The sequence below is a fragment of the Lentzea tibetensis genome (assembly GCF_007845675.1).
In the GTDB taxonomy this organism is placed as follows: domain Bacteria; phylum Actinomycetota; class Actinomycetes; order Mycobacteriales; family Pseudonocardiaceae; genus Lentzea; species Lentzea tibetensis.
In genome coordinates, this window is the sequence record NZ_VOBR01000036.1 from 22,081 (window position 1) to 45,258 (window position 23,178).

Genomic DNA, 23,178 nt, shown 5'->3' on the forward strand with positions numbered 1-23,178 from the left:
CTCTGCCGCGTGGTCGTCTGGGCTGATCTCCGGGTGGATGGAGGACTATCTGCGCGACCCCGGCGGCGTCCTGCTGGCGCTGCTGGACCGGCTTCGTGATCTCGCGCTGGCCTGGGGCCCTGTCGCGGCCCCGGTGCTCGCCGTCCTGGCCGTCGTGGTCGTGGTCGGCCGGCGGTGGTGGACGCGGCGCTGCCACGAGCTGCTGGTCGCCGACGCCCGGCAGATCACCGTCCTCGCACCACCACAGGTGGATTCCGTGGGCGGTGCGGCGCTGTGGGCGAACCTGGTCGGCCTGCTGCGACCGGCGTGGCGACGGTGGTTCACCGGCCAGCCCCACGTGGCCTGCGAATACACGTTCTCCGACGCCGGTGTCGCGATCCGGTTGTGGGTGCCCGGTGTCATTCCGCCCGGCCTGGTCGAGCGCGCGATCGAGGCCGCCTGGCCCGGTGCCCACACCCGCGTCGGCCCCGCCCAGCCGCCACTACCCGTCGCGGACGAAGGCCGGCGCCGCCTGGTCGTCGGTGGCGAGCTGCGGCTCGCGCGGCCCGAGGCACTGCCCATCCGCTCGATGTTCGACGCCGATCCGCTCCGGGCGTTGATCGGGGCGCCGATCGGGCTCGGCCGCGACGAGTACGCCTGCGTGCAGGTCCTGGCCCGCCCGGTCACCGGCCGCCGTGTCCAGCATGCGCGCCGCGCCGCCCGCCGGGTCCACATCGGAGGGTCGATGCGGCTGGTCGGGTGCCTGCTGGACGCCCTCACACCCGGTACGAGCCGGTCACGACGAGCAGCGACAGCGGGAACGAGGACGGGCGCGTTGCACAGCGATCCGCAGACTTCGCTGGAATTCTCCGCGCAGAACCGCGCCATCGTGACCAAACAGCGCGGCAGCCAGTTCGAGACCGTCATCCGCTACGCGGTGGCGACCCTGCTGCCCACCGGCGCCGACGAGACTCAGGCCCGTCAGGCTCGTGACGTCGCCCGCGGCCGGGCTCACGCACTGGCCGCGAGCTTCGCCTCTTACACCGAGCACAACCACTACACCCGCCACCGCCTCCGGCGGCCCGGCCGGGTGATCGACTCCCGCCGCCTCGGGCGCGGGGACCTGCTGTCGGTCCCGGAGCTGGCCGCGATCGCGCACCTGCCCACCGACGAGGCCATCCCCGGCATCCAGCGCGCCGGAGCCCGCGCCGTCGCACCCCCGCCGGGAGTCGCCACCCCAGGGCCGGAGGCCAAACCGATCGGGGTCACCGACACCGGGCACGAGCGCCCGGTCGCGCTGCGTGTCCCGGACGCCCGGCATCACCTGCACGTGATCGGCGCGACCGGCTCAGGCAAGAGCACGTTGCTGGGCAACATGATTCTGGCCGACGCCGAGGCCGGGCGCGGGATCGTGCTGATCGACCCCAAGGGCGACCTCGTCACCGACGTCCTGTCCAGACTGTCGCGCTCGGCCGCCGACCGTGTGGTGATCTTCGACGCGGACAGCAAGTCCCGGCCGCCGTGCCTGAACCCCTTGGATGGTGGGGAGACCGACCTGACGGTGGACAACCTCGTCAGCGTCTTTCGCCGGGTCTACAGCGCGTTCTGGGGGCCGCGCACCGACGACGTGATGCGCGCCGCTTGCCTCACCCTGCGCACCCAGGACGGTATCGCCACCCTCGCCGATCTGCCCAAGCTGCTGGCAGACGAGGCCTTCCGCGGCCGCGTCACCGCTGGCATCACCGACCCGGTCCTGCGGGGCTTCTGGGCTTGGTACGAGGAACTGACCGACTCCTCCCGCTCCCAGGTCATCAGCCCACTGATGAACAAACTCCGGGCGTTCCTGCTGCGGCCGTTCGTCCGGGACGCGATCGCGGCCGGTCACTCCACAGTGGACCTGAGTGAGGTTCTTGACGGCGGGATCTGCCTGGTGCGCATCCCCAAGGGCTCGCTTGGAGAGGAGACCACCCGGCTGATCGGGTCTCTCGTCGTCGCCCGCACCTGGCAGGCCACCACCGGCCGGGCCCGCATCCCACAGCGGCGGCGCCGCGACGCCAGCCTGGTGATCGACGAGTGCCACAACTTCCTCAACATGCCCTACCCCATCGAGGACATGCTCGCCGAAGCCCGCGGGTTCCGCGTCAGCATGACACTGGCCCACCAGCACCTCGGCCAGCTGCCACGGGAACTGCGCGAGGGCATGTCCACCAACGCCCGCAGCAAGATCTTCTTCAACGCCTCACCCGAAGACGCCCGCGAACTGTCCCGCCACACCGTACCCCGGCTGTCCGACCACGACCTGGCGCACCTCGGCGTCTATCACGCCGCCGTCCGGCTCGTGCTGAACGGCGAGGAAGCCCAGCCGTTCACCATGCGCACCCAACCCTTGCCGCCCGCCATCCCCGGCCGCGCAAGGGAAATCCGCAGTGTCGCCCGCCGCGCCGCACAGGCTCGCGCCGGCGCAGCCGCCGGCACGACCATCCCGACGCCTGGCACACGACCGCCTGGCACAGCCTCGGGATCGGCTCAGCCCGTGGTGCGCCAGCGCAGCGCGGATCCACGCCGCAACGGCTGAACCATCCAGCCCTTCCACCGCATCGCCCCTGTCACACACCCATCTCGCCCCGGCCTGCCCCCAGGGCGGCTCAGCCAACCCTTCCGGAGGTGGACGATGATCACCAATCCCACTCGGCAGCGCGCCCTGCGCGGCCACAAACCCGCCCGCCCGACCCCGCGCGCCGCGAACACCGCCGAGCACCAGGCCGTGCTGGCGTGGCGGCTGACCCCGCGCGACAAGTGGATAGCCCGGATGCTGTGGGAGCACCGGGTACTCACCGCGCACCAGCTCACCGCGCTGGCGTTCCCGTCGGTCCGATCCGCGCGGATGCGGTTGCGGGAGCTCTATACCTCGGGTGTCGTCGACCGATTCCAGCCGTTCGTCACTGTCGGCACCTCACCCATGCACTACGTCCTGGCACCCGCCGGGGCCGCCGTGCTCGCCGCCGAGGACGGCGTCGACGTCAAGGAGATGGGCTACCGGCACGACCGCGTCATCGGCGTCGCCCACAGCCTGCGCCTGGCCCACACCATCGGCGTCAACGAGTGGTTCACCGCCCTGGTCGACCGCGCCCGCCACCCACGCCCCGGTGAGCAGGTGACGTTGACGGCGTGGTGGTCGGAGACCCGGTGCGCCAAGCACTTCGGCGACCTGGTCAAACCCGACGGCTACGGCCGCTGGCACGACGGAGACCAGCAGGTCGAGTGGTTCCTGGAGTACGACTTCGGCACCGAGGTCCTGGCCAAACTCGCCGGAAAGCTGACCGGCTACGCCGCGCTGGCCCAGTCCACCGGGATCACCACCCCGCTGCTGGTCTGGCTGCCCACCTCACGGCGCGAGACCACCGCCCGCCGGCTGCTTCAGCGGGCCTGGCGCGAGCTGGACGAGCCGCGCTCGGTCCCGGTCGCCACCGCGGCGGCCGAACTGCTCAACCCCGAGGCCGCCCACCCCAGCCCGGCCGACGAGGTCTGGCTGCCGCTCGATCTCCCCGCCGGAGGGGCGCGGCGGCGGACGCTGCCGGGGCTGCTCGACGCCTGGCCGCACGTCCCGCCGCCGATCACCACCGGCGGCGAAGCCGGTCTCGGGACGGACTCGCCGCAGCCAACATTCCCGCCGCCCTCACCGATGCCGCCCGCCTCGACCAAGCCACGCCCGCTGCGCGGGCCGGGCCGGCTGGGGCGGTGGTGAGGCCGTGCCCACCAAACTCGCTGTCACCGCCGCCGCAGTGCTGCTGTTCATCCCCGTCCTGTTCGGCACGGGCGTGAAGGCCGTGGTCGAAGCGCTGTTCGGCAGCTCCCCGAACACCACTGTCGACTGCACCACACCGATCGCCGACATCCCGCCCGAGTACTGCCTGCACTACCTCAGCGCCGCCCCGAACTGCCCCGGCCTCGACTGGACCGTCCTGGCGGCCATCGGCAAGGTCGAGACCGACCACGGCCGCACCACACTGCCCGGCGTGCACGAGGGCGAGAACCACGCCGGAGCCGCGGGCCCGATGCAATTCCTGGCCCCAACCTTCGATACCGTCATCGCCCGCCACCAGATCCCGCCGGGCGGCGCCCACCCGACCTCGCGCTACAACCCGCACGACGCCATCCACGCCGCGGCCTTCCTGCTGTGCGACAACGGAGTACGGCGGCGCGACCTGCGGGCGGCGATCTGGGCCTACAACCACGCCGACTGGTACGTCGACATGGTCCTCGACCAGGCCGCCCACTACGCCGAGGCCGCCGCGGCCACCGGCGACTGCAACGCCATCCAGGCCCCCAACACCGCCGCCCTGACAGCGATCAACTACGCCTGCGGGCAGCGAGGCTTGCCCTACGTCTGGGGCGGGGACGGCCCCACCGAAGGCGGATTCGACTGCAGCGGCTTGACCACGGCGGCCTACGCCGCCGCCGGAATCATGTTGCCACGCACGGCCCAGACGCAGTTCGACGCGGGCCCGCGCGTCCCCGCCGGTAAGCCGCTGCTGCCGGGCGATCTCGTCTTCTACGGCCCACCCGGCGACATCCACCACGTCGGCCTCTACATCGGCGGCGGAAAGATGATCAACGCGCCGACGTTCGGCCAACCAGTGCAGATCGACAACCACCGGTACCCCGATGACGACTACGCCGGAGCGACCCGCCCTGCGGCTTCTATTGCTGTAGGTTCCCAATATTGATTGCGTCTTCTCAGTGATTCTGCGCCCATCTTGCGCTTGCGCAAGGTCGGTGAGAATCGGGGTGTCAATCAGTGTCCGGGCGTGTGAAGACTCCTAAAGGTCCTCTCGTCGCCACCGCGGGTTACCAACGAGGACTTCAGTGAGGCCAGCGTCGCGCATGGCTCGGATACGGTGCTGGCCACCGTCGATGACGGACCGCAACTTGGCGTCCTTGCGAATCAGGATCGGGTCTTTAACGAGGCTTCTCAGCGCCTGCAACGGCCATCCGGACATCCCGTCTGCGCGGGCAGCGTCAAGTACCTGCTGACAAAGCTGGTAGTTCTCCTCGACGCCGGTCGCCTCAACTTGAGCAATCAACCGGACCGCTGTCCTGGTGACTGCATCCCAGTCCCCACTGTGGTACCAGCAGCAGCGCCGTACGCCAGCAACGTCGGACCGCTCGCCCGGAGACGTCACACCAACTGCCGCGTCCCGCATGCAGTCCTCGTGCCACGGCACTTCGCGAGGCACCTGGCCCATCGGCACCAGGACATACTGAACCCAATAGATCAGCCGTCCGGTCTGCTCGGGCTCAAGCTGATCCCTCTGCTGTTCTTCGTCCATCCACAGAGCATGCCGCTACGTGACGAACACGCGACAGATGAATACACGAGCTAGCTAGTAGAAGCTACGGCCCCGGCGGACGTGTTGCCGCAACCCGCCAGCTCAGAGACCTGCCCGTTCTCACGACACTTGCGTCGGCCGACCGTCGAGCCGCTCTACTGCGAAGGAAGCGCAGTACATTGAGACAGCTCGGGCGAAAGTCGTTGAGAAGCCGACCGAACACAAAGGTCGGAACAAGATCAAGCGCAAGGAACGATGAGAACCTACAATTGCTGCGGCATAACGGGTTCCGGCTCGCTGAGGCCCGCACCCACCATAGCGGCGAAGGGCTGACCGAGCGAGTCGACGAGCAAGATGCTCTGCGTGAACAGTGGCGATTTCATCGCGTCAGGAGCGATGATGTTGTGGTTGCTGACCAACTCGAACAGCGCGACCACCAGTGCACGGGTCGTCGCTCGGTCCGGGATGGTGGCGAAGCCCTCTACGCGGATCTCGAGTGTCCGTTGGTGAGGCAGGATGGTGATCGTGCTGTGGGTGTGGGCCGGAATGGCGTCTGGGTACGCGCGGCGGCGATGTCTGCGGACACGCGCACTGCGATGGCTTCCAAGGTGTGGCCAGGGCAGTCTCCGGCTCCCGCACCTCGTACGACCAAACTATCCGTTGTAGGCAGGAAGTTCTGCACCGGGTAGGCCCTCCTCGTGTGCCCTTGCCGGACTGCCCGCGCGGGCAGTCCGGCGCCGCGCAGGCGTCAACGCCGCCGGGGTTCGATCGGGAGCCCGCGTTGCGCTCGCAGCGCGGCCCGCAGGTCACCCAGAGCACGCCCGTCCGCTGTCCGCTTCCACGCCGTCCAGCCGTTCTGATGCCTGCCACCGAGCGCGGTAATGGCTCCGGAGGGGTTGACAAAGGTGCGACCGTCGACGAGCAGCAGTGTGCCGTCGGGCTGGATTCTGGCGGTGTGTCGGGCACCGTGACCGGGGCGGTCCCAGATGAACTCTTCGCCTGGTTGGACCAGACCGGCGGTGACCAGGTCCACGATGCCGATGTTGCCGCCCCAGCCGTGGAAGGGGCGCGCCGACGGCGGGGCCACACTGGCGTGGTGGGCGGCGACTTCCGTCGCGTCGGTGTGCAGGCTCATGACCGCTGCAGCGGTCGGCGCGACGATCCATGGCCAGCGGGCGTCCAGTGCTGGCCATTCGCCGACCCGTTGCCATCGGTTGCGATGGGCGAGCAGCATTTCCACGTCGACACGGTCGTCGCAGTCATCCTGGAACGGATCGTCGTCGGGCTCGGTCAGCACGAGTACGAGGTCACCGTCGCACAGGTGAGCGGCTGGTTGCTCGGGGAGCCAGCATCCGGCGAACAGGGCGACTTCGCCTTCCCGGTCGGGATCGGTGTCGTCGAGGACGTCCACAGCGAGCACAAGGATCGCCCAGCCCTGTTCGGGGTGAGGCATAGGGGTGGCCGCTAAGGCCGGGGCGAGGATCATGGCATCCGGCGGAAGTCCTTCTTGCCAGAGCATCTCCGACTCCTGGTCGAGCTGTGGCGTCCCGGCGCGTGTGCCGGTTTCATCGGTCGGCAGGTCGGCGTTCGTTGCGGCAGCGGCTACCTGGTGGGGCCGGACGGCGTCGGATCCGGTGGTCATGGTGATGTCCTTGAAGGTTGGATGGTCGGGGAACGGGGTCATCTGGTTCCGGACGTAGTGGCCGGGTGATCGACGTGTATGGACGCTTCGTGACCGCGTGGTTGTCAACGCCCATGTGCACAACCGGGCGAAGTGGACCCATGTGGCGCAACAGAATCCCTGCTCCGCGCCACCGTCTACACGAGACAGGCGTCTTGTTTGTCGAACCCGCTTGACTTCATGGGCCGAAGGAAGCGTCCATAGTCGTGTAGCCCGAACACACCGGCAGCGCACCGGGGGCCACACCGCTCCGGCCGGGGCATGACCACCCACCACCGATCACAGAAGCGAATCGAGGGATGTCATGCCCAGCAAGACCCGCACCCGCAAAACCCGCACCACCGCCAGCACGACCGGATCCCCCCGGACCCTGCAGTCGGTTCCTGAGCAGACCGCCGCCGCGAAGGTCCGCACCGACACCGAAGACAAGCTGTGGGAGGCGTTGCACGCAACCCCGAACAGCGCCGCCTCCGACCTGTCCGTCGCGGCGAAAATCGGGAAGTCGACCGCGCAGAAGATCCTCGTCAAATGGGCCGCCGACGGCAGCGTCACCCGCACCGCCGGGATCGCCGAGGGTGGTCGGCGCGCCGCCGACCTGTGGGCGATCACCGAAGTCGACACCACCCAGGCCGACCCGACCCCGGTGGACACCCCTGCGGCGGAGGACGCCGACGCGACGGACACCACACAGGCCGCTCCGGATGTGCCCGACGCCGAGGACGCCACGGATACCGAGGGAGACTCCGTCGAGCCGACGGACACCGCAGCCGATGAGGCACAGGCCCCGGTCGACACCGAAGTGGCCGACCCCGTGGAGGCCGAGCCCGTCGTCGCCGAGGTGACCGACCCCGCCGCCGCTGACGGCCCGGACGGCGCGACGACCGACGTCGACCCATCGACGAAAGGTGGCGCGGACGCAACGGGTGAGAAGGCAGCACGGCTGGCTCCCGGCGCGTTGCGCGGGATGGTGGAGGACTACCTGCGTGACCACCCCGGCGAGCAGTTCGGTCCCACCGCGATCGCGACCGCGCTGGGCGGGAAGTCGTCGGGCGCGGTGAGCAACGCGCTGGACAAGCTGGTCGAGGACGGCGTGGCGACGAAGACGCTGGACAAGCCGAGGCGTTTCGCGCTCGCCGAATCCGAGCAGGAGGCTGTCTCGCCGACGAGCTAAAGATCGACGATGTGGCGGATGTGGTTGTGTCCCAACGGAATCTCCGACACCATGGGTGAATTCAGTGAACGCCGCTGTTCGGGCATGATCAACCAAGTCGTGCCCGAACAGTGACGTTTGGAGGCCTTGGTGTCGTTACGTCCGAGCCAGGCAAGTGAGATCCCTGAAGAAGCCGCGCGAGTCGCGTGGCGCTGCTCTGTTCGAGTGAAACCTGTTGGTGGGGCAACAGGTGGCGTGGAATCGGGCCGATAGGAGCGACAGGCACCGGCCGAGGGGCGCGGTGCCTGACCATTTCCTGGGTCTCGAGCGGTCCAGATGGAGAACGCCCCGCGCGGTTCGGGGCAGGGGCGGGCGGAGCGGGTCGAGCTCGTCATCGGTGAGGTAGAGAACGCCATCGCGTGCGCGGCGGTGCGGGTGTGCCCGCCGACCGTCTCGGAAGTGTTGCCGTCCGGCGGCGGCGACGCCAGCGTGCGCAGCAGCGCGGTGCAGATCACGCCCGGTGCCGTAGCCGGTGGCGGGGAACGGAAGATACCGGGACGCGGGCGCGTGCCATTGCGGACGCATCGGCGATCAGCACTGCCGCCCAGGCCCTTCTGCTCCAAGGTGAGCTCAACCTCGGTACGGGTCTGGAGGTCGGCGACGGTGGCCAGCGGGTGCGGTGTCGACATCGGCATCACCGTGCTGTCAGCGCAGGTCGGTCTCGATGGTGGCGACGTCCACCGCCACCGCGTTGTAGCCGCCGATGTTCTGGGCGTTGGGATCTGCGGAGCCGGTGGCGGCGAACATCTACTGCGCGGACTGGCGGGTGTAGGTGACGGCCACGGTCTCCTGGTGGATCTCCAGCACGTTGCGGTCCTGCCCACGGACGCGGGCCTCCGCGCTCGGGGCGTTCGCGCCTTCCAGGCGCTGCCGGTTCGGGTCCGGCGGACGCAGGTCGTACACGCTGTTGGCGTGCCTGCTCGGTGAGACGCTGGTTCTTCAGCGAGGTGGCGGTGAGCCAGTCGCCCTTCGCCTCGGCCTCACGGATCTGCTCGTCCACACCAGACGGTCCACCCTGCCGCGGCCCCTGCGACGGGTCCGGGCGGCGTGGACCGTCGACACGCGCGAGGTGGGACGCTGGGCCAGGACTGCGGCGAGGTTGGCGGCGATCGCCGCGGTGTCGATCGCACCGTCCTCGCCGAGGTAGCGGACCCAGGTCATCGAGGTTAGCGCGGCGCATCAGTGGGTCGGCCCAGCCGGACGCGGCGGCTTGGATCTCCGCGCGCACGCGGGCAGGTGCGCCATCCGCTCGCACCCGGCGATCTACGGCACCACGTCGAACCCGCGTGCACGGTGAGGCGTCCGGCGCTGGCGGTCTCGGGTCGCCACGTAAGTCAGCCGCTCGGGCCGGCCCGAGCGCACGCGCTTCACTCGGCGGCACTCCGGCCAGCATCGCGTGTCGGTAGCGGCGGAACGCGAAGTCCACCAGCACATCCAGCGCCGGCCCGTTGGCGGGCGAGGCCGGCTAAGACGGCGGCCACCATAGGTTCGATCAACGTTCGACCCGGTGCTTACTCAGAGTGCCCTGGTCCGGTGACGGCAGGCCGCTCGACGTGGAGGCTCCATCGTGGGGTCTGGGAACGGTGCATTCTCGGGCGCGGTGAGTAAGGTGCCGAGGCGGGAGGGACCTATGAACATCGGTCAGGCGATCACCCTGCTTCAGGCGAAGGCGAACGAGCTACCGACCGGGTACGACACGGAGATCCGTGTCTCCATGTGTGACGGCGAGGGCATCGAGATGACCCGCGTGCTCGAGATCGATCACATGGCTACTGTGTCCCGAGAGACAGGACAGGCGACGGAGTTGTTCGCCGTCATCCAGGGCCACCCGCACAACGATGACCATGCCTTCCGGGCGAAGGGCATCGCGCACCAGGCCGACGAGTACCTCCACCGGTGGTCCGCTGAAGGCCACGAACCCGACGGCCATTCATGATCCTTGGCGTCGCCGCCGCTGCGTCTCGCCCGTCGCGGGCGGCGTGGAGCCACGAGCGGGCGCGAGCGATCAGCACCCCGGCGTGGCCTGACGAGATCAGCCGTGCCCACCGCATGATCGCTGCTCAGGCTTCGGTGCCTCCGCGGGGTACGACGTGCTGGTTGACGAGGTCGAGACCTGCCAGTACCTCTTCGGCTGCTGGCAGGTCAGAGGTCCGGTCCTCGGACGTGGGTAGGGCTGGGTCAGGTGGGTGTCACCCAGGCGCACCGTGCGGGATCCCAGGTCGCCTCGGTGTAGAGGCGGTTGAGGTCGGGAAAGCCGGGGCCGATCATCCAGCCGAGTTCCTCGCAGTCGAGATGACCGGGCCACCATCCGGTCCAGACGTCTCGCCCGCAGTCGTGGTCGAGGTCGCACATCAGCCGCTGCAGCCCGGTCACCAGGCAGCGCGCGACGTCACACCCGCCGTCGTACTCGTCGTAGTCGTGTGGCTCGCCGACGGCGACCGCGCAGTCCGGGCAGGTCGCCTCGAAGTCCAGTAGGCGGAACGGTTTGTCTTGAGTACTGTCACCTTGGTCGTCCATCGCGTTCCTCCAGTCTCCGGTGTTGTCGTCGCGCTCGTCCCGAGAGGTTCGTTGCACACTGTGGCCCATGTGCTGCGGACATCCGGTTGGACGCCGGGTTCGGATCACAGCACGGCGGACATGTCGCAGCCGCCGACAGCGGCCCGGCAGGCGGTGCAACGCTCCCACCACTCGGTGGTGCCTCCGTAGCCGGGCAACGAGTCCGACTCGCAGGTGTTGATCGCGCCGCAACGGGTACATCGGTGGTCGGTTTCGCTGCACAGCTCGAACAGAGGTTCCCCGGTGGCGTGTGCGGTGGACATGGTGGCGCGCGATGGGAGTTGCCGTTGAGACGGCTTCCGGCACCGTGAACTCCTATTGTGCTATTGGGGTTCAGGCCGTTGTTGGTCTTGCTGCGACACTCGCTGGTGGACACGCGGCCACGCGCGTCCGGTCGTGATCCACACCCGACCGTGGGCGAATGTGAACACCCAGTCCGTGTCGCGGCTGTCCGGCCACAGCCACGGCCAGCCGTTGTGTGGATGGTAGCCGTGCCTGTGGTCTTCGTCGGCCCACACGTCGAGCAGGTCGGTCACGGCGTCGGCGTAGGTGAGCGGGTCGGTCGCGTCCAACAGCAGTCGTCCACATGCGACGGTGCGCACGGTGGCGGGGTCGGCGTCGCCTTGGAGTGAGCCGAGCCAGACGGCGTGCGGTCCGCGCCCGTCGTAGAAGTCGGCGGTGGTAGTCACCGGTCACCGCCGTGGCGGGCGGGTCGCGTCGCGGAGCAGCCGTTCGACCTCGTGACTTTCGCGGGCGGTGAGGATGGTGGTCAGCACGAAGACGGCGTCACCTTCGTAAGGCGCGGTCACCGGGTGGCCACCGAGGCAGAGGTGGTCGCCGTCGGCGGTGACGATGCGCCAGTCGGACTGGCGGACACGGTCGGCGGGGTAGTAGCTGCCTACGAGCACACCGTCACGGGTGACGTTGCCGTACAACACCTGTTGCGCATCCGCGGGCTCGTTGACGACCGAGGTCACCTCGCAGCCGTTGTCGGTGAAGCGACGAACCACGGTCTCAGGTACATCGGGGACAGTCACGGTGATCTCCTTGATGTGCGTGGGTTTCTATCGCCTGGACGGAAGTTCGAAGGAGCAGTCGTCGTCGCAGTCCTCACGTCCGCTGTGTGCCACGAACGGGCAGTCGTCGCGGTGGGCTTTGGTGAAGGTGACGCTGCCGTCAGGGTGCTCGAAGGTGCGCAGCGCGCCGCCGTGGCTGGTCGCCCAGGCGATGTCGTCCGGGGCGATGCGACATTCGGCGGTGAAGCCGCTGCTGGTGGCCAGCAACGCACTCACCGCGCGGTAGACCTGGGGCGACAAGGTCACCGTGGGCGGCGGTGCAGCCATGGTGAACACCTCCGGTTGGGGTCCGGGGCGGTGCGGCCGCCCCGGACCGGGCTGGCGGTCAGCGGGTGGCGCGGAGGGCGGCGGTGGCGGCGCGGCCGACGGCCTGCGCGGTGGTGGTGGGGTCGGTCATCACGTGCACGGTCGCCCCGGTCATCGGATTGCGCCACATGACGTCCGGGGTGATCCACAACACCGCGCAACCGGTGGCGCGCAACCGGTCGAGGAGCTGCTGCCCGTTCTGCCGGGGTCCGGGACGGAAGTCGCCGTCGGACACGATGACCAGCAACCGCGCGGCACCGGGGCTCGACAGTCCGAGCGCGCCGTCGAGTGCGTCGATCGCGGTGTCGATAGCTTCCCAGTTGTCGCGGGTGGCGAATTCGGTCACGGCGGCGGGCGTCGTGCCGGGGCGGGTGATCGGGCGGACGTGATGCCCGAAGATCACGGTGGCGGTGTCGGCGGGCACCGGACTCTGCGTGGCGGCGTTGGCCAGAATCCACGCGGTCGAGGCGACCGGTTTCGCGAAACTGCCCATGGACCCGGACACGTCGCACGCGATACCGAGCCGTAGCGGCGGGGTCGGGACCGGGGTGCGGGTGGTGCGGGTGAACGGTTCGGCGGTCGGCATCGCCCCGGCGGCGAGTTGTGCCTCGCGTGCCAGCGCTCCGCGCATCCGCAGGCGTCCGGGTGGGATTGTCGAGGTCGTTTTCGTCGCTACCCGGTCGCGGACTCCGGCGGTGGTCAGCGCGCGCCCGAGTACCCGCGCGGCGGTGCGTTCGTCCGTGGTCGGCGGGCGGGTGCCGGTCGTTTCGGTGGTTCCGTCCTGGGGACCACCGACCATGGAGAACACGGTGCGGGCGGCGTCGCTGGCCTTCTTCGCGGCGGCGGCGTCGGCGGCCTTCGTGCGGGCGGCGATCTCGGCGGGGTCCTCGGGCAGCTTCGCCCGCGCTACCGCGCGCGTCACCTTGCGCAATGCCTTGCCGATCGCGTCGGCCAGCGGGGACGGCGACGGGCTGCCGGACGGGTCGGGGGCGGCGGACGGGTCGGCGAGGTGCAGCGGTGTGGTGTCGGGGTCGGGTCCGATGATCTCGCACCACCGGCGGCCGAGTTCGAGCATGACGGCGGTGTCGTCGTCGGCGGTGCGGAACGCCTGATGCCACACCGCACGCAGCTTCGCGAGTGTCAACTTGCCGAGCACCGCTTCCACGACGTCCGCGACGGGGGCGGTTTCGGCGCGGGTGAGGATGCCGCCGTCGGTGCGTCCCAGGAACAGGGCGGCGGTGTGGGCGGCGTCGCGCGGGGTCATTTTCGGGGCGAAGGCGGGGTCGTCGAGTTTCATGCCGCCCGTGACGATGGTTTTCACGCACGCGCGCAACCAGTGCCGGTCGTCGGGGCGGCGGTGGATCTGTGCCCGTTCGATCCGGGGCTCTTCCAGCAGCAGCGCGGCCTCGACCGCGCCGGGGTCGGCGTCGGCGGGGACGGCGGCGAGCCAGGCGGTGTGTTTGCTGTGCGCGCATTCGTGGGTCAGCGCACCCCAGGTGGGGGCGTAGCGTTTCCGGTCGCTCATCCGGTGCGGTGTGGCGGTGGCGGGGTCGACCGGGTGCAGGTGCGTACCGTCGACTTCGATCGTGGCGGTGGCGGGCAGGAAACACGCCGGGGCACCCTGTCCGGCACCTGGCGCGATGGTGACCAGCAGGTCGTCGCGGTCGGCGATCGCGGGGACTTCGGCGGTCAGCGCGGCGGAGAGCGCGTCCCATCCGGGGGCGGCGGGGAACACGGCCGACGCGGTGGCGGCGGGGTCGGCGATCATGTGCGCGGTCATCGCGGTGTGTCCTTTCCGGACGGTTCGGGCGGGGCGGCTGGTGGTCAGATACGGGCACCGAGTGCCAGCGGGGCAACGGTTTTACCGAAGGCGGTCTTGACGGCGGTGGCCACGATGTCGCGGTCCTCTTCCGGGGCGGTGCCGATCAGGTTCCCGGCGGCGGCGTCGATGCCCAACACGTCGGCGATCTTCTGGAATGCCAGCAGTTCGCGGAGTTGTGGTGCCCACCGGATCTCGCCGTTGGCCTGTCGGGTGGACAGGTTGCGCGCCACGGACACGGCGCGTTTGTCGATCTTGAGTTGGGTGGCGAGGTCGTAGTCGGTGGACACCTGGATCTGAACGGAGAACCGCGACGCCAACGCATCCGAGAGCACCGCGCCGTGCACGCCGGGGTTGTGTCCGGCCACCACGTAGAAGCCGGGGGCGGCGTCGATGACTTCGCCGCTGTTGGCTTTGATCATGATTTGGCGGCGTCCGTCCATCGCGGGGTAGACCACGGCGAGCACGGTCGGCGGGATGAGCGTGGCGTCGTCGATGAACAGGGTCCGGCCTTCGCGCATCGCGCGGACCAGCGGACCGTGCACGAACACGAATTTGCCGTCCGGGGTTTGGGTGTACTCGCCCACGATGTCGGCGACCGTGGTGTCGCCGTCGCCCTGAACCGTGACCAGGTCACCGAAAGCGGCCTCGACGACCGAGGTCTTCCCGGTTCCGGGTGGTCCGTACATCAGGGCGGCGACCCCGGCGTCGCGCAACTTGCGCAGCGCGGTCACATCGGGCAGCCCGGACAGCGTGCGCGGGTGGTAGAGCTGCCCGTTCGGACGCGTCACCGGACCGGTCACCGCCGGAGTCGCCGGGGCGGCGGGCGTGGTCGTCGCGGGTGGCGGTGTCGTCGGGCGGGGTGTGCGGGGGCGGCGCGGCGTGCCGGATGGGATCGCGACGGGCGCGGCGGCGGCGTCGGCGGTGGTCGGGGTCGACCGGTAGCGCACCGGTTTGGTCGAGGTCTGCTCGGCGTAGCCCCTGGCGGTCAGCGCCGCCAGCGCGTTGCCGATCGCCCCGGACGACCTCCCGCCGAGCGCGGCGGCGATCGTGCGCGGAGTCAGTTCCGCGCCCGCCCGATCGGTCAGGACTTGCGCCACCCGGCGGCGCAGTTCGCCGTTGGGCAACCGTCCGCCCGCCGGGGCGGCGGTCGTCGTGCCGGAGGCCGCCGGGGCGGGCGTCGGCGTGGCTGGCGCGGTCATCGCGGATGTCCTTTCGCTCATTGCGGACGAATTCGGAACCGGTGCGGGAATTCGGCAGGTCCGGGGGGATTACCCGGCGGCAACGGTGAAATGCGCGACGCGTTCGTCGTCGCCGTCACCGGAAATGCTGGCGCGAAGATCGGCGTAGCCCATCGCGCGCAAAACGGCAGCGGTGGCATACCCGCCACAGTTGCGGCGCGTCCGCGTGCGCGACCCGTCCGGGGCATGAACCGTGACTTTCCGGCCGTCGAACGTCACCGGGCAGCACATCACGGTGACACCGTTCTCGATCATTTCAAACGGTGCGGTCGTGGTGGTAGTCATGACATTCCCCGTTTCGTCCGTTAGGCATGGCTCGCGCCGGGTGTGGTATTCGGTGTGGTTTCCGGTTCCCCCGGCGGTAGTACAATTATTACTCTGCCGCGCGCCGTACGCAATAGAAATGTCCACCCATTTCAAGACTCTTTTCGCGGTCGCGACGGGAGAATGGAAATCCGTCCGTGCGGTCACAATTCGGGCCGTCATTTGTAGGGATTTCCGCAGCTCAGCGATCCGGCCGTGCGTCGGCCCCTGCGGGCGGCAAACGGTATAGCGAGATGCGAGCAACAACACGACGAAGGGTAAGAAATGTAACAAACAATAGGAAAGGCGAATGCGGGGAAGGTGGGACGGTTGAACCGTGACCACGTGTCGGCGGTGAAAGCGCGACCACCCGGCCCGCCCCGATGTGTCTACCGGCGTGTGGGCACGCGAGTCTGGGATACCAGCGGATCCCCCGGCAGGCGGTTTGAGCAGCCTCTTTCTCGACCATCGGGGGTGGCGTTCTAACAGGATCCCCAAGCTGACCCCCAATGTGATCCCCCATGGGAACCCCCAACGGAAGTAGCTGTACGTGTCCGCGCCTACCGATCCGGCTACCGTCGGTAACACTTGTGTGCAGGCTCGACATGAGTGGAAATGTGCCTCTCGCGTAATTCGGCGTACTTTCGGGGGCTCGATCACGTGCGACCGAGGAAAAGGCGAGCCCACGTGAACGAGCACGACTCGGCCCGATGGCGACCCAGGTGACTGCAGAATCCATCGGCGAGGCGTAGAACCAGACGGGAGCGGGAAGCGGGCTGGGCCGACGCGCGCGGCGAGGCGTCAAGACGGAGCGCCAGCTGTTTCGAGGGGCGAGTAGTTCCTTCGTGACGTCTACAATGTGAAGTACCTCTTCGGCGACAAGTGGGCTCCGGCGAACAACGTGACGCTCGCGCGCGACCCCGTGTGATGTGCTGAGACTCTTTCCGCTGTCACGTCGTTTGCCCTCGGAGAAGAATGGCTGGGTGAACCGGTATGTTTCGCACGATAGCATTGTGACGGGAACATTGCGGAAGGTGATAGAAGAGGGTCTTTTGGTGCGTACGCGCGGCACTTCGACTTTCCTTCAAAGGTCTATTGGTTCTTGGTGCCGGAAGTCGCCGACTTCGTGAAACTGGTCGGGCTACTCGTCGGCTGGGGGCGAAACCCCAAGCTCATCGCCCAGGCGGAGGCCTACAACCGGCCACACGGCAAGACGATGTCACGGCGTTGCTCGGAATCGCCGGGCTCGGCGCCGACCCCCGCCGAGCTCCACGACGAAGACATGGCGGATGACGAACCCGGCGGGCGCTCAGCGCCGCGGCTCCAGTCCGCCGCCGCGCGGCAGACCAGCTGTGGCGGTGGATGCCGTCTCGTGGCGTTGCCCGAGCCGGGCGGCCAGGTCGATCGCCTCAGGGGTGGGCCGGTCGTCCACCTCGGCCAGCCGAGTGGTGAGCAGGGTGAGCGTGCGGGGGATGGCGTCCGGTCGGCCGAGGCGTTCCTGCAGCCGCATGATGTCGCGGTAGAGCAGCTCGTTGTGCGGGTCGAAGGCCCGCGCCAGCTCCAGCAGGTCGAGCGTCTGCTCGAGGTCGTCGTCGACCAGGGCGCGGGCCAGGGCCGCCACGGCGTCGAGGGTGTCGCGGCGGATGGCCTCGCGCGCGGACTCGATCCAGTCGGTGGACATTCCGTCGGCCAGCGGCCCGGTGTAGGAGTTGACGATGTCGCGGTAGGCGTCGGTCCGGTCGTGCGGGGTCGTGGCAGCACGGCGCCGGGCCACCGCGCGGTCGAACTGCCAGTAGTCGACGTCGACCACCGTGGGATCGAGCCGGAAGCTGCCCTGCCCGGCGACGACGATGTCGGCCAGCGCGCCGTCGGTGGCCTTGCTCAGGGTGCCGCGCAGCCGCGACAGCGCCGTGTTGAGCGCGCTGGTGGTCTTCTCCGGTGGGCTGTCCGCCCACAGCGCCCCGATCAGCGACTCCCGCGTGGCGCCGTCGGGATGCAGGCCCAGGAACATCAGCAGCTCCCGCAGCCGGGGCTGGAACGCGCCGGTGACGTCCTGCTCGGCGCCGGGGTGCGGTCGCCAGTACACCCGCGGCCGGCCGAGCACGGCCAGCCGGACCGGGACCGCGGCTCGATCGCCCTTATCCGCGCTCGCGGGGTCACAGGGCTCGCCCGTATCCATGCTGTGCGGCTCGTCGCTGACTGCTGCCTCGTGGTCGTGGACTTCGGAGCTGGTTGAGGACGGTGGCCGCTCGGTGACCGCGGCCGGGCGCGGCCGCGCGCCGGTCGGTGGGACCGCGCGCGTCTCGATGATCTCCAGTCCGGTGCCGGAATAATCGACCGGGCCCGCCACGGCGGTGACTTCCAGCTCGGTGTCCGCCGCGAGGACGTCCTCGCCGGCCACCGCGACCTCGCCGCCGACCCGGTGGGCCCCGGCGTCGTCCGCGGCCATGTCCTGCTCCGCCGATTCGGTGTGCGTAGCACGAGGACCCGGTACATGTGAGCCGAGCACCGCGTCCGGGGTGGGCGTCTGCGGCTGCGCGTGGCGCAGCAGGTCGAGCAGGTCGGTCGCGTCGTCGGCGCCGACGCGGAACACCTGCGTGCCCCGTAGCGCCTCACCCAGGCCGGGGCCGGTGGCGGAGATGGTGCCGTCCTCATGGACGTAGGCGGTGACGCCGGCCCGCCACTGCCCCAGCAGGATGCCGACGATTCCGAAGGGCGCGCCGTTGTCCAGGACGGCTTGCAGCCGCTGGTGATTGTGCTGCTGTGGCCGCGCCACCAGAACCACCGCGGGCCACGGGCCCGAGTCCTGCTCGCGGGCCCGCCGCAGGATGCGGGCCTCCAGTTCATCCAGCGCCTCGTCGAGGCCGGCGAGCACCCGCAGTGACCGGGGCAGGTGGGCGCGAGTGGTGCCGTGCCCGAGTAACAGCGGCAGGTCGTCGGCGGGGACCAACACGCTCGTCCCCGCCGACATCGCCAGGTGGCCCGCGCAGTGTGTCGCTGTGGTAAGCGCGGTGACCAGCAGCGCGCGAGCGGCCGCGGGGGCACCCGCGCCGATCAGGCCGAGGCCACGGGCTGCGGCCAGGTCCAGCGCGATCTCCCGCCCGTCGCGCACCCCCAGCCCTGGCGCGATCTGCCTCGAGGTGGGGGCGTCCACGCCGATGACCACCGTGGGCCGGGGCACCAGGTGACGGTCGTCCTGGCGTGAGTCGGTGTCCTCGAGGTCGAGTTCGTCGTCCCGCTCGGCACGCAGGTGGGCCAGTCGCAGCTGGTAGACCACCGGGGCGACAGGGAGGTCGAGGTCGTCGCGTCGGCCACTGCCCGGCCGATAGCGGTTGCGATGGCGACGGCGCGCGACCAGCAGCGCCGCGCTCACCGCGGCGGCGAGCCCGAGCCCGACGAACAGCTCCGGCCCCCAACCGATCGCGGGCTCGTCCGACACGGATCGCGGTGCCGGGTTGCCTGCGGTGGGGTGAGCCGCGGGCACCGACGTAGCGGGCGGCCTCGTGGTCGTAGATGGTGGTGTGGTGGCCGACGCCTGCGTGGACGGCTCCGGCGACGGTTGCCGCGGTGGCGGCTGTGGTGGCTGAGCCGGCGGGGGCACGGGCGCGGCCTTCGCGTCGGCGGGCAGGCGGAGTTCTTCACCGGGGAAGATCAGGTGTGGATTGGTGAACGGCTTGCCGTTGGGCTGGGGCTTGCCCTTGTTGAGTTCGAAGATCTCCGGCCAGCGCGCGCTGTCGCCGAGGGTGCGTTGGGCGATGCGGGACAACGAGTCGTGGACTCCGCTCTCGGGATCGCGGGCGCGCACCACCACCGACTGAGGTCGCTGACCTGCGGCCGGGCCGGCCGAACTGTCCTGCTGGGTAACGAGAGCGGCACGCCGCACCGCGACAGCGGATGCATCGGGTGTGGCGTGCCAGGCCGGGGCGGTCGCCACCACCGTGGGTCCGGTCCAGGCAGGTGCGGACAGCGGGGTGGTGGGTGGCGAGGTGGCGCGGTTGCCCAGGATCGGCAGCAGGATCGCGCTGATCAGCACCGCGGCCAGCGCGTGCCCCGGCCCGCGCGCCGAGGCCTGGGGCCGGTGGGCGGCGCGCATGCCGTCTCGTGTGGCCTGGGCCGCGCAGCCGATGACGTCGAGCACGAACGCGGCCCACACCGGCCAGCACAGGCAGGCCAGGAAGTCGAGCAGGAACGTCGCGGTCATCGGGCCGAGCAGCAGGGCTTCGACCTCCGCCCAGGCCGGGATGTGGTCCGGTAGAGGCCAGCCGATGTAGTGCCACAACGCCCACGGCAGACCCGCGACGAGCGCGAGCAGCACAGCGGCGGCGATCAGCCCCCGCAGGACCCGGCCGACGAACCGGAGCGTGCCAGCGAGCACCGACCACCAGGGGCGGCGGCCGGTGCGCGGCGGCCGGATTATCGGCCGACGGGAGGTTCGAGGGTGTGCGGTCATGACGTGCTCGATTCCTAGGCGGTACAGCGCAATCGGCGCCGTGGTCAACCCTGCGTCCGCGGGCGCGGCACGGACGCGGCCGGAGATGTCAGCTCACGTCGGCGGCGACCCGCTCGGGCGCTGTCACGACCTCGACACGGGGTACAGCGGGCGGCCCAGGTGCCCGGCCACTCGTCGGAGGCCTCGGTGTGGATTGTCCTCGGCTGGTGTCGTCGCGGGCGCCGACTGAGCGAGCGGCGCGTAGCTTTTTCTTGGTGTGGTTGGTCTTCCGGGTGTCGCGCCAGCGCGTGAGGTCAGCGACCGGTAGATCGGTGAACTCCGCCAGCTCCTCGATCTCCATGACGTCGCTGGACTCGGCGAGAACATCGCCGAGGTCTCGCTCGATGTCGGCGAGTTGCTCGGCGATGGCGGTCCGGCGTAGGGCCAGCTCGCCGACCTGTTTCGCCGCGGCGGACCTCCTCGCGCTCCGCGCGGAGTCCGCGTCCTCGACGCGGCGTTCGATCTCTTCCGTCGTAGCCATGCGGATTCCTTCCGTTGACGCGCCGCACGTGTTGCGAGCGGCCGGGCGTGGTCACGGGTCGATGCTCACCACGCCCCGTTGGGGATGGGCACTGCCCACACCGTGAACGGGCAGGCGGGACACGCCGACGAGCCCGAGCAGTTGGGTGGGCTGGGCGGCGGTGATGGTGACCGTGACGGTGTCACCGGACACCGTCACCGTGCCCAACGCGCCGACGGCGGCGAGATAGCCCTGCGCGTTGGCGACCGCGTGCACGGGCACCAGCTGCAGGGTGCCGCCGCTGCGATAAGCGGCGAGGTCGATGGCCTGGGCGCCGGCGCGGGCGGCGGCCTCAGCCTGACCGTTGGCCTTGACCTTGGCCGCGAGCGCCAGGCCGCCGTCAAGGGCGAGCCCGGCCAGCACGAGGATCGCGAGGGTGATCGTCACCACGAACGCGCTCACCCGGCCCTCGTCCGCGCGCCACCAACGGCGGCAGCGGGTGCGCCACCAGCGGCCGCGCCGCACAGGTCGGGGTGTACGGTTCATGCGCCGCCTCCGGCAGCGTTCCCCGACACCGAGCGCCAGGTGTCGATTGGCTCGCTTGCGGTGGCGGACAAGCGTTTCTGGCCCGGCACACCGAGCAACAGCGCGTCGCCAAAATCGACCACACAGGACACGGTCACGCTGACCGTGCCGCCTGGCCGCATTCCGCCGGTGGCGGTGTCCACGCCCAGCGACCGGCACGCGACACCGGCCGAGGCCAGCGCGGTCGCCGCGGTCGCGTGTGCCGCGGCGACAGCCCGTGGCACGGTGCGTTCCATGCTGGCCGCCCTCGAGGCCTGATGCGCGGCATCATTGATCCGCAGGCGCGCGTCGACTCCCCGGTGGACGACCACGGCGACGAACACCAGCAGCATGACCAGAAACGGCGCCACCAGGGTGACTTCCGCGGCCACCGAGCCGCGATCGTTCCGCCACCAGGCCGACCACTCCTGGCCGCCGGATTCTCGCCGCTGCGGCCGTTGTAGGCGGCCGTGCGGGTGCCTGGCGGTCGGGTGCGCCGAGCGGGAGCGTAGAACGGATAGGCTGAACGTCATCGCCGGTCACCGGCCTGTCGCGACGTCGGGCACGAACCGTTCGACCGGCCCGACGGCCTCGGCGCGCACCGGCAGACTCAGGAACGGAACGACCGAGGTGGCGATGCCGGAGATCCGCACGGAGGCGGATACGGCGCCGCGCTCGGCGGCGATGTTGGTGCCGGTCAGCGGGCCTTGGGCCAACTGGTCGAGGAGTTGTTGTGCGCTGGCGGTGCCGGCCGCGGCAGTTCCGTTCTGGGCTCGCGCGGCGGCAAGCCCTTGCGCGGCAGCGGCTTGCGCGATGTGTGTGGCATGGCTCCACAGCGCGAACTGCACGATGGCCAGCAGGATCAACAGCAGCAGCGGTGTCGCGATCACGAGTTCCGCGCTGACCGCACCGAGATCTCCACGCAGAACCCGGCGCAGTCGACCGGACCGGTTCGCGCCCGGCCAGTGACCTCTCAACCCGCGCCGGTGGTGGTGGTCCGGCGGTGAGGCTGTCATAGCGGTCGTCACGGCTACAGGGTGATGCCGTTGGCCTTGGTGAGGACCTTCGCGGCGATGATGGCCACGACGGCGAGCGCGACTGCGACGAGCAGTGCGGTCACCAGCACGGTCTCGGTCGAGTACCCCGCCTCGGGGTTGCGGCGCAGCAGCTCGATGCGAGTCTTGAGCGTGGTCCACATTGCGTGCCAGTGCTCGTGCATCGCGTTCTCCTTCCTGTCCAACGTCGAAGGCCCGTCGTGTCGGGATCTACAGTCCATTGAGGACTTGTATGAGTGCCGGGTGGCCGATGAATGCGAGAAATCCCAGGAACAGTGCCATGACCGGCAGTGACATGCGTTCGGTCGCGGACTGGGCGTCGGCCTCGGCGTCGGTGAGCTGGTGGGTGCGCAGCGCCGCGGCCTTGGCCGCGAGGCTGGCGCGGACCTTGGCACCCTCGGTCCCCGCCAGGCTGACCGATGCCGCGAGCTCGGCCAGTTCGGTGACGTCGAGTTCCTCGCCGAGCTGGCGCAGCATCGCCCAGGGTGTCGTGTGGGTGAGCCGCGCGGTGTCCAAGGCGCGCTGGATCTGCGCGAAGGCCCAGCTGCCGCCGATGGCGGCCGAGTCGTGCAGGGCGGTGTCGACGCCCGCGCCACCGGCCAGCGTGATCCACACGAGGTCCAGAAAGGACGACAGGGCGTGGCGGAACCCGGTGCGCGACCTCGCTGCCTCGGATCGCGCCTGCAGGTCGGGCAGTAGGAATCCGGCGGCGGCCAACAGGAGCCCGGCGACGATCGGGACCTCGAACGTCAGCGACAGCCCGGCCAACGCGAGCGCCAGGTGCAGCAGCATGGGCAGCAGGAGTCCGGCGAGAGCCAGTGTGGCCTTCTCCGCCAGGTGGCTGGCCAGTGGGCGGCCGATGAGGGCCAGATCGCGGCCGAGACGCTTGCCGGGCAACCCGAGGGCGCGTAGCGGTGCGACGGCGGGGCGGCCGAGCGTGGCCGCCCACCCGGTGTCGTCGATGACCAGGATCGGAGGCGGCACCGGGGGCGTGGTGGCGCGCGTGAGGATCACCTCGAGCGGGGGGCGGGTGGGAAGCGCCCACACGATCAAGGCCCATAGCCCAGTTCCGGTCCCGGTGCCCAGCACCAGTGCGGTGATCACGCCGG

Annotated in this window: 24 protein-coding genes and 1 pseudogene; 5 read left to right on the forward strand and 20 right to left on the reverse strand. The window is 70.0% G+C overall.

Annotated features, from left to right (window positions below; translation table 11 throughout):
* Positions 1–37: 37 nt before the first annotated feature.
* The 3 genes from FKR81_RS37305 to FKR81_RS37315 all read left to right on the forward strand — a co-directional run bounded on the left by FKR81_RS37305 (position 38) and on the right by FKR81_RS37315 (position 4,706).
* On the forward strand, positions 38–2,554 hold the full coding sequence (locus FKR81_RS37305) for a type IV secretory system conjugative DNA transfer family protein (protein WP_146359003.1): 2,517 nt from the start codon (positions 38–40) through the stop codon (positions 2,552–2,554).
* A gap of 96 nt (positions 2,555–2,650) precedes the next feature.
* Complete coding sequence (locus tag FKR81_RS37310; protein ID WP_146359004.1) at positions 2,651–3,724, forward strand: replication-relaxation family protein; 1,074 nt, start codon at positions 2,651–2,653, stop codon at positions 3,722–3,724.
* Between the two features lie 4 nt (positions 3,725–3,728).
* The gene (locus FKR81_RS37315; RefSeq protein ID WP_146359006.1) at positions 3,729–4,706 is read left to right on the forward strand and encodes a C40 family peptidase; all 978 of its coding nucleotides are present in this window, start codon (positions 3,729–3,731) and stop codon (positions 4,704–4,706) included.
* A gap of 93 nt (positions 4,707–4,799) precedes the next feature.
* Here the strand turns inward: FKR81_RS37315 and FKR81_RS37320 are convergent, their stop codons facing one another.
* From FKR81_RS37320 to FKR81_RS37330, 3 genes are all read right to left on the reverse strand, one after another.
* Positions 4,800–5,309: a ParB/Srx family N-terminal domain-containing protein gene (locus tag FKR81_RS37320; RefSeq protein ID WP_146359008.1), complete on the reverse strand. Its 510-nt coding sequence runs from the start codon at positions 5,307–5,309 to the stop codon at positions 4,800–4,802.
* Positions 5,310–5,572: 263 nt separating this feature from the next.
* Positions 5,573–5,746 carry a hypothetical protein gene (locus tag FKR81_RS45365; protein ID WP_235922129.1) on the reverse strand — a complete coding sequence of 58 codons (174 nt, stop codon included), beginning with the start codon at positions 5,744–5,746 and terminating at the stop codon, positions 5,573–5,575.
* Between the two features lie 311 nt (positions 5,747–6,057).
* Positions 6,058–6,951 (reverse strand): restriction system modified-DNA reader domain-containing protein, encoded by an 894-nt coding sequence (locus tag FKR81_RS37330; protein ID WP_146359009.1) that lies wholly within the window; start codon positions 6,949–6,951, stop codon positions 6,058–6,060.
* A gap of 343 nt (positions 6,952–7,294) precedes the next feature.
* Here FKR81_RS37330 and FKR81_RS37335 point away from each other — a divergent pair, with 343 nt between their 5' ends.
* A complete protein-coding gene (locus tag FKR81_RS37335; RefSeq protein ID WP_146359011.1) occupies positions 7,295–8,161 on the forward strand; it encodes a MarR family transcriptional regulator in 867 nt (288 codons plus the stop codon).
* On the opposite strand, the gene FKR81_RS37340 is transcribed toward FKR81_RS37335, so the two are convergent.
* Both FKR81_RS37340 and FKR81_RS44045 read right to left on the reverse strand, forming a co-directional pair.
* A complete protein-coding gene (locus FKR81_RS37340) occupies positions 8,158–8,829 on the reverse strand; it encodes a hypothetical protein (RefSeq protein WP_146359017.1) in 672 nt (223 codons plus the stop codon). The genes FKR81_RS37335 and FKR81_RS37340 overlap by 4 nt on opposite strands.
* 118 nt (positions 8,830–8,947) lie before the next feature.
* Positions 8,948–9,106, reverse strand: a pseudogene (locus tag FKR81_RS44045) (SU10 major capsid protein); the annotation flags it as partial.
* Between the two features lie 724 nt (positions 9,107–9,830).
* Between FKR81_RS44045 and FKR81_RS37345 the strand changes: the two are divergent.
* A complete protein-coding gene (locus FKR81_RS37345; protein WP_146359018.1) occupies positions 9,831–10,136 on the forward strand; it encodes a hypothetical protein in 306 nt (101 codons plus the stop codon).
* A gap of 242 nt (positions 10,137–10,378) precedes the next feature.
* On the opposite strand, the gene FKR81_RS37350 is transcribed toward FKR81_RS37345, so the two are convergent.
* From FKR81_RS37350 to FKR81_RS37420, 15 genes are all read right to left on the reverse strand, one after another.
* Complete coding sequence (locus FKR81_RS37350; RefSeq protein ID WP_146359020.1) at positions 10,379–10,717, reverse strand: hypothetical protein; 339 nt, start codon at positions 10,715–10,717, stop codon at positions 10,379–10,381.
* A 104-nt stretch (positions 10,718–10,821) separates the two neighbouring features.
* Entirely contained in the window at positions 10,822–11,019 is a 198-nt protein-coding gene (locus tag FKR81_RS37355; RefSeq protein WP_146359022.1) for a hypothetical protein, read from the reverse strand.
* Positions 11,020–11,079: 60 nt separating this feature from the next.
* Positions 11,080–11,445 (reverse strand): hypothetical protein, encoded by a 366-nt coding sequence (locus FKR81_RS37360; protein WP_146359024.1) that lies wholly within the window; start codon positions 11,443–11,445, stop codon positions 11,080–11,082.
* 3 nt (positions 11,446–11,448) lie between these two features.
* On the reverse strand, positions 11,449–11,793 hold the full coding sequence (locus tag FKR81_RS37365; RefSeq protein ID WP_146359026.1) for a hypothetical protein: 345 nt from the start codon (positions 11,791–11,793) through the stop codon (positions 11,449–11,451).
* 27 nt (positions 11,794–11,820) lie between these two features.
* The gene (locus tag FKR81_RS37370) at positions 11,821–12,099 is read right to left on the reverse strand and encodes a hypothetical protein (protein ID WP_235922130.1); all 279 of its coding nucleotides are present in this window, start codon (positions 12,097–12,099) and stop codon (positions 11,821–11,823) included.
* A gap of 58 nt (positions 12,100–12,157) precedes the next feature.
* Entirely contained in the window at positions 12,158–13,918 is a 1,761-nt protein-coding gene (locus FKR81_RS37375; RefSeq protein ID WP_146359028.1) for a vWA domain-containing protein, read from the reverse strand.
* Between the two features lie 44 nt (positions 13,919–13,962).
* Positions 13,963–15,159, reverse strand: a complete 1,197-nt coding sequence (locus FKR81_RS37380) for an AAA family ATPase (RefSeq protein WP_146359029.1) — start codon at positions 15,157–15,159, stop codon at positions 13,963–13,965.
* 69 nt (positions 15,160–15,228) lie between these two features.
* The gene (locus FKR81_RS37385) at positions 15,229–15,483 is read right to left on the reverse strand and encodes a hypothetical protein (RefSeq protein ID WP_146359031.1); all 255 of its coding nucleotides are present in this window, start codon (positions 15,481–15,483) and stop codon (positions 15,229–15,231) included.
* Between the two features lie 1,327 nt (positions 15,484–16,810).
* Positions 16,811–19,876: a BTAD domain-containing putative transcriptional regulator gene (locus FKR81_RS37390; protein ID WP_235922131.1), complete on the reverse strand. Its 3,066-nt coding sequence runs from the start codon at positions 19,874–19,876 to the stop codon at positions 16,811–16,813.
* Between the two features lie 163 nt (positions 19,877–20,039).
* Complete coding sequence (locus tag FKR81_RS37395; RefSeq protein ID WP_146359034.1) at positions 20,040–20,471, reverse strand: hypothetical protein; 432 nt, start codon at positions 20,469–20,471, stop codon at positions 20,040–20,042.
* Positions 20,472–20,522: 51 nt separating this feature from the next.
* Positions 20,523–20,996 carry a pilus assembly protein TadG-related protein gene (locus FKR81_RS37400; RefSeq protein WP_235922132.1) on the reverse strand — a complete coding sequence of 158 codons (474 nt, stop codon included), beginning with the start codon at positions 20,994–20,996 and terminating at the stop codon, positions 20,523–20,525.
* Positions 20,993–21,406: a pilus assembly protein TadE gene (locus FKR81_RS37405; protein WP_235922133.1), complete on the reverse strand. Its 414-nt coding sequence runs from the start codon at positions 21,404–21,406 to the stop codon at positions 20,993–20,995. Before FKR81_RS37405 ends, FKR81_RS37400 begins: the two co-directional genes overlap by 4 nt.
* A 147-nt stretch (positions 21,407–21,553) precedes the next feature.
* A complete protein-coding gene (locus tag FKR81_RS37410) occupies positions 21,554–21,991 on the reverse strand; it encodes a TadE/TadG family type IV pilus assembly protein (protein ID WP_407936580.1) in 438 nt (145 codons plus the stop codon).
* A gap of 53 nt (positions 21,992–22,044) precedes the next feature.
* Entirely contained in the window at positions 22,045–22,233 is a 189-nt protein-coding gene (locus FKR81_RS37415; protein ID WP_146359038.1) for a hypothetical protein, read from the reverse strand.
* A gap of 46 nt (positions 22,234–22,279) precedes the next feature.
* Positions 22,280–23,173 (reverse strand): type II secretion system F family protein, encoded by an 894-nt coding sequence (locus FKR81_RS37420; RefSeq protein WP_146359039.1) that lies wholly within the window; start codon positions 23,171–23,173, stop codon positions 22,280–22,282.
* Between the last annotated feature and the right edge of the window lie 5 nt (positions 23,174–23,178).

Excerpts from the sequence above, each read along its gene's own strand:
- FKR81_RS37305 (WP_146359003.1), top strand. The coding sequence starts at position 38 with ATGGAGGACTATCTGCGCGACCCCGGCGGCGTCCTGCTGGCGCTGCTG.
- FKR81_RS37310 (WP_146359004.1), top strand. The coding sequence starts at position 2,651 with ATGATCACCAATCCCACTCGGCAGCGCGCCCTGCGCGGCCACAAACCC.
- FKR81_RS37320 (WP_146359008.1), bottom strand. The coding sequence starts at position 5,309 with ATGGACGAAGAACAGCAGAGGGATCAGCTTGAGCCCGAGCAGACCGGA.
- FKR81_RS37330 (WP_146359009.1), bottom strand. The coding sequence starts at position 6,951 with ATGACCACCGGATCCGACGCCGTCCGGCCCCACCAGGTAGCCGCTGCC.
- FKR81_RS37335 (WP_146359011.1), top strand. The coding sequence starts at position 7,295 with ATGCCCAGCAAGACCCGCACCCGCAAAACCCGCACCACCGCCAGCACG.
- FKR81_RS37340 (WP_146359017.1), bottom strand. The coding sequence starts at position 8,829 with ATGTCGACACCGCACCCGCTGGCCACCGTCGCCGACCTCCAGACCCGT.
- FKR81_RS37345 (WP_146359018.1), top strand. The coding sequence starts at position 9,831 with ATGAACATCGGTCAGGCGATCACCCTGCTTCAGGCGAAGGCGAACGAG.
- FKR81_RS37350 (WP_146359020.1), bottom strand. The coding sequence starts at position 10,717 with ATGGACGACCAAGGTGACAGTACTCAAGACAAACCGTTCCGCCTACTG.
- FKR81_RS37355 (WP_146359022.1), bottom strand. The coding sequence starts at position 11,019 with ATGTCCACCGCACACGCCACCGGGGAACCTCTGTTCGAGCTGTGCAGC.
- FKR81_RS37370 (WP_235922130.1), bottom strand. The coding sequence starts at position 12,099 with ATGGCTGCACCGCCGCCCACGGTGACCTTGTCGCCCCAGGTCTACCGC.
- FKR81_RS37375 (WP_146359028.1), bottom strand. The coding sequence starts at position 13,918 with ATGACCGCGCACATGATCGCCGACCCCGCCGCCACCGCGTCGGCCGTG.
- FKR81_RS37380 (WP_146359029.1), bottom strand. The coding sequence starts at position 15,159 with ATGACCGCGCCAGCCACGCCGACGCCCGCCCCGGCGGCCTCCGGCACG.
- FKR81_RS37385 (WP_146359031.1), bottom strand. The coding sequence starts at position 15,483 with ATGACTACCACCACGACCGCACCGTTTGAAATGATCGAGAACGGTGTC.
- FKR81_RS37395 (WP_146359034.1), bottom strand. The coding sequence starts at position 20,471 with ATGGCTACGACGGAAGAGATCGAACGCCGCGTCGAGGACGCGGACTCC.
- FKR81_RS37400 (WP_235922132.1), bottom strand. The coding sequence starts at position 20,996 with ATGAACCGTACACCCCGACCTGTGCGGCGCGGCCGCTGGTGGCGCACC.
- FKR81_RS37415 (WP_146359038.1), bottom strand. The coding sequence starts at position 22,233 with ATGCACGAGCACTGGCACGCAATGTGGACCACGCTCAAGACTCGCATC.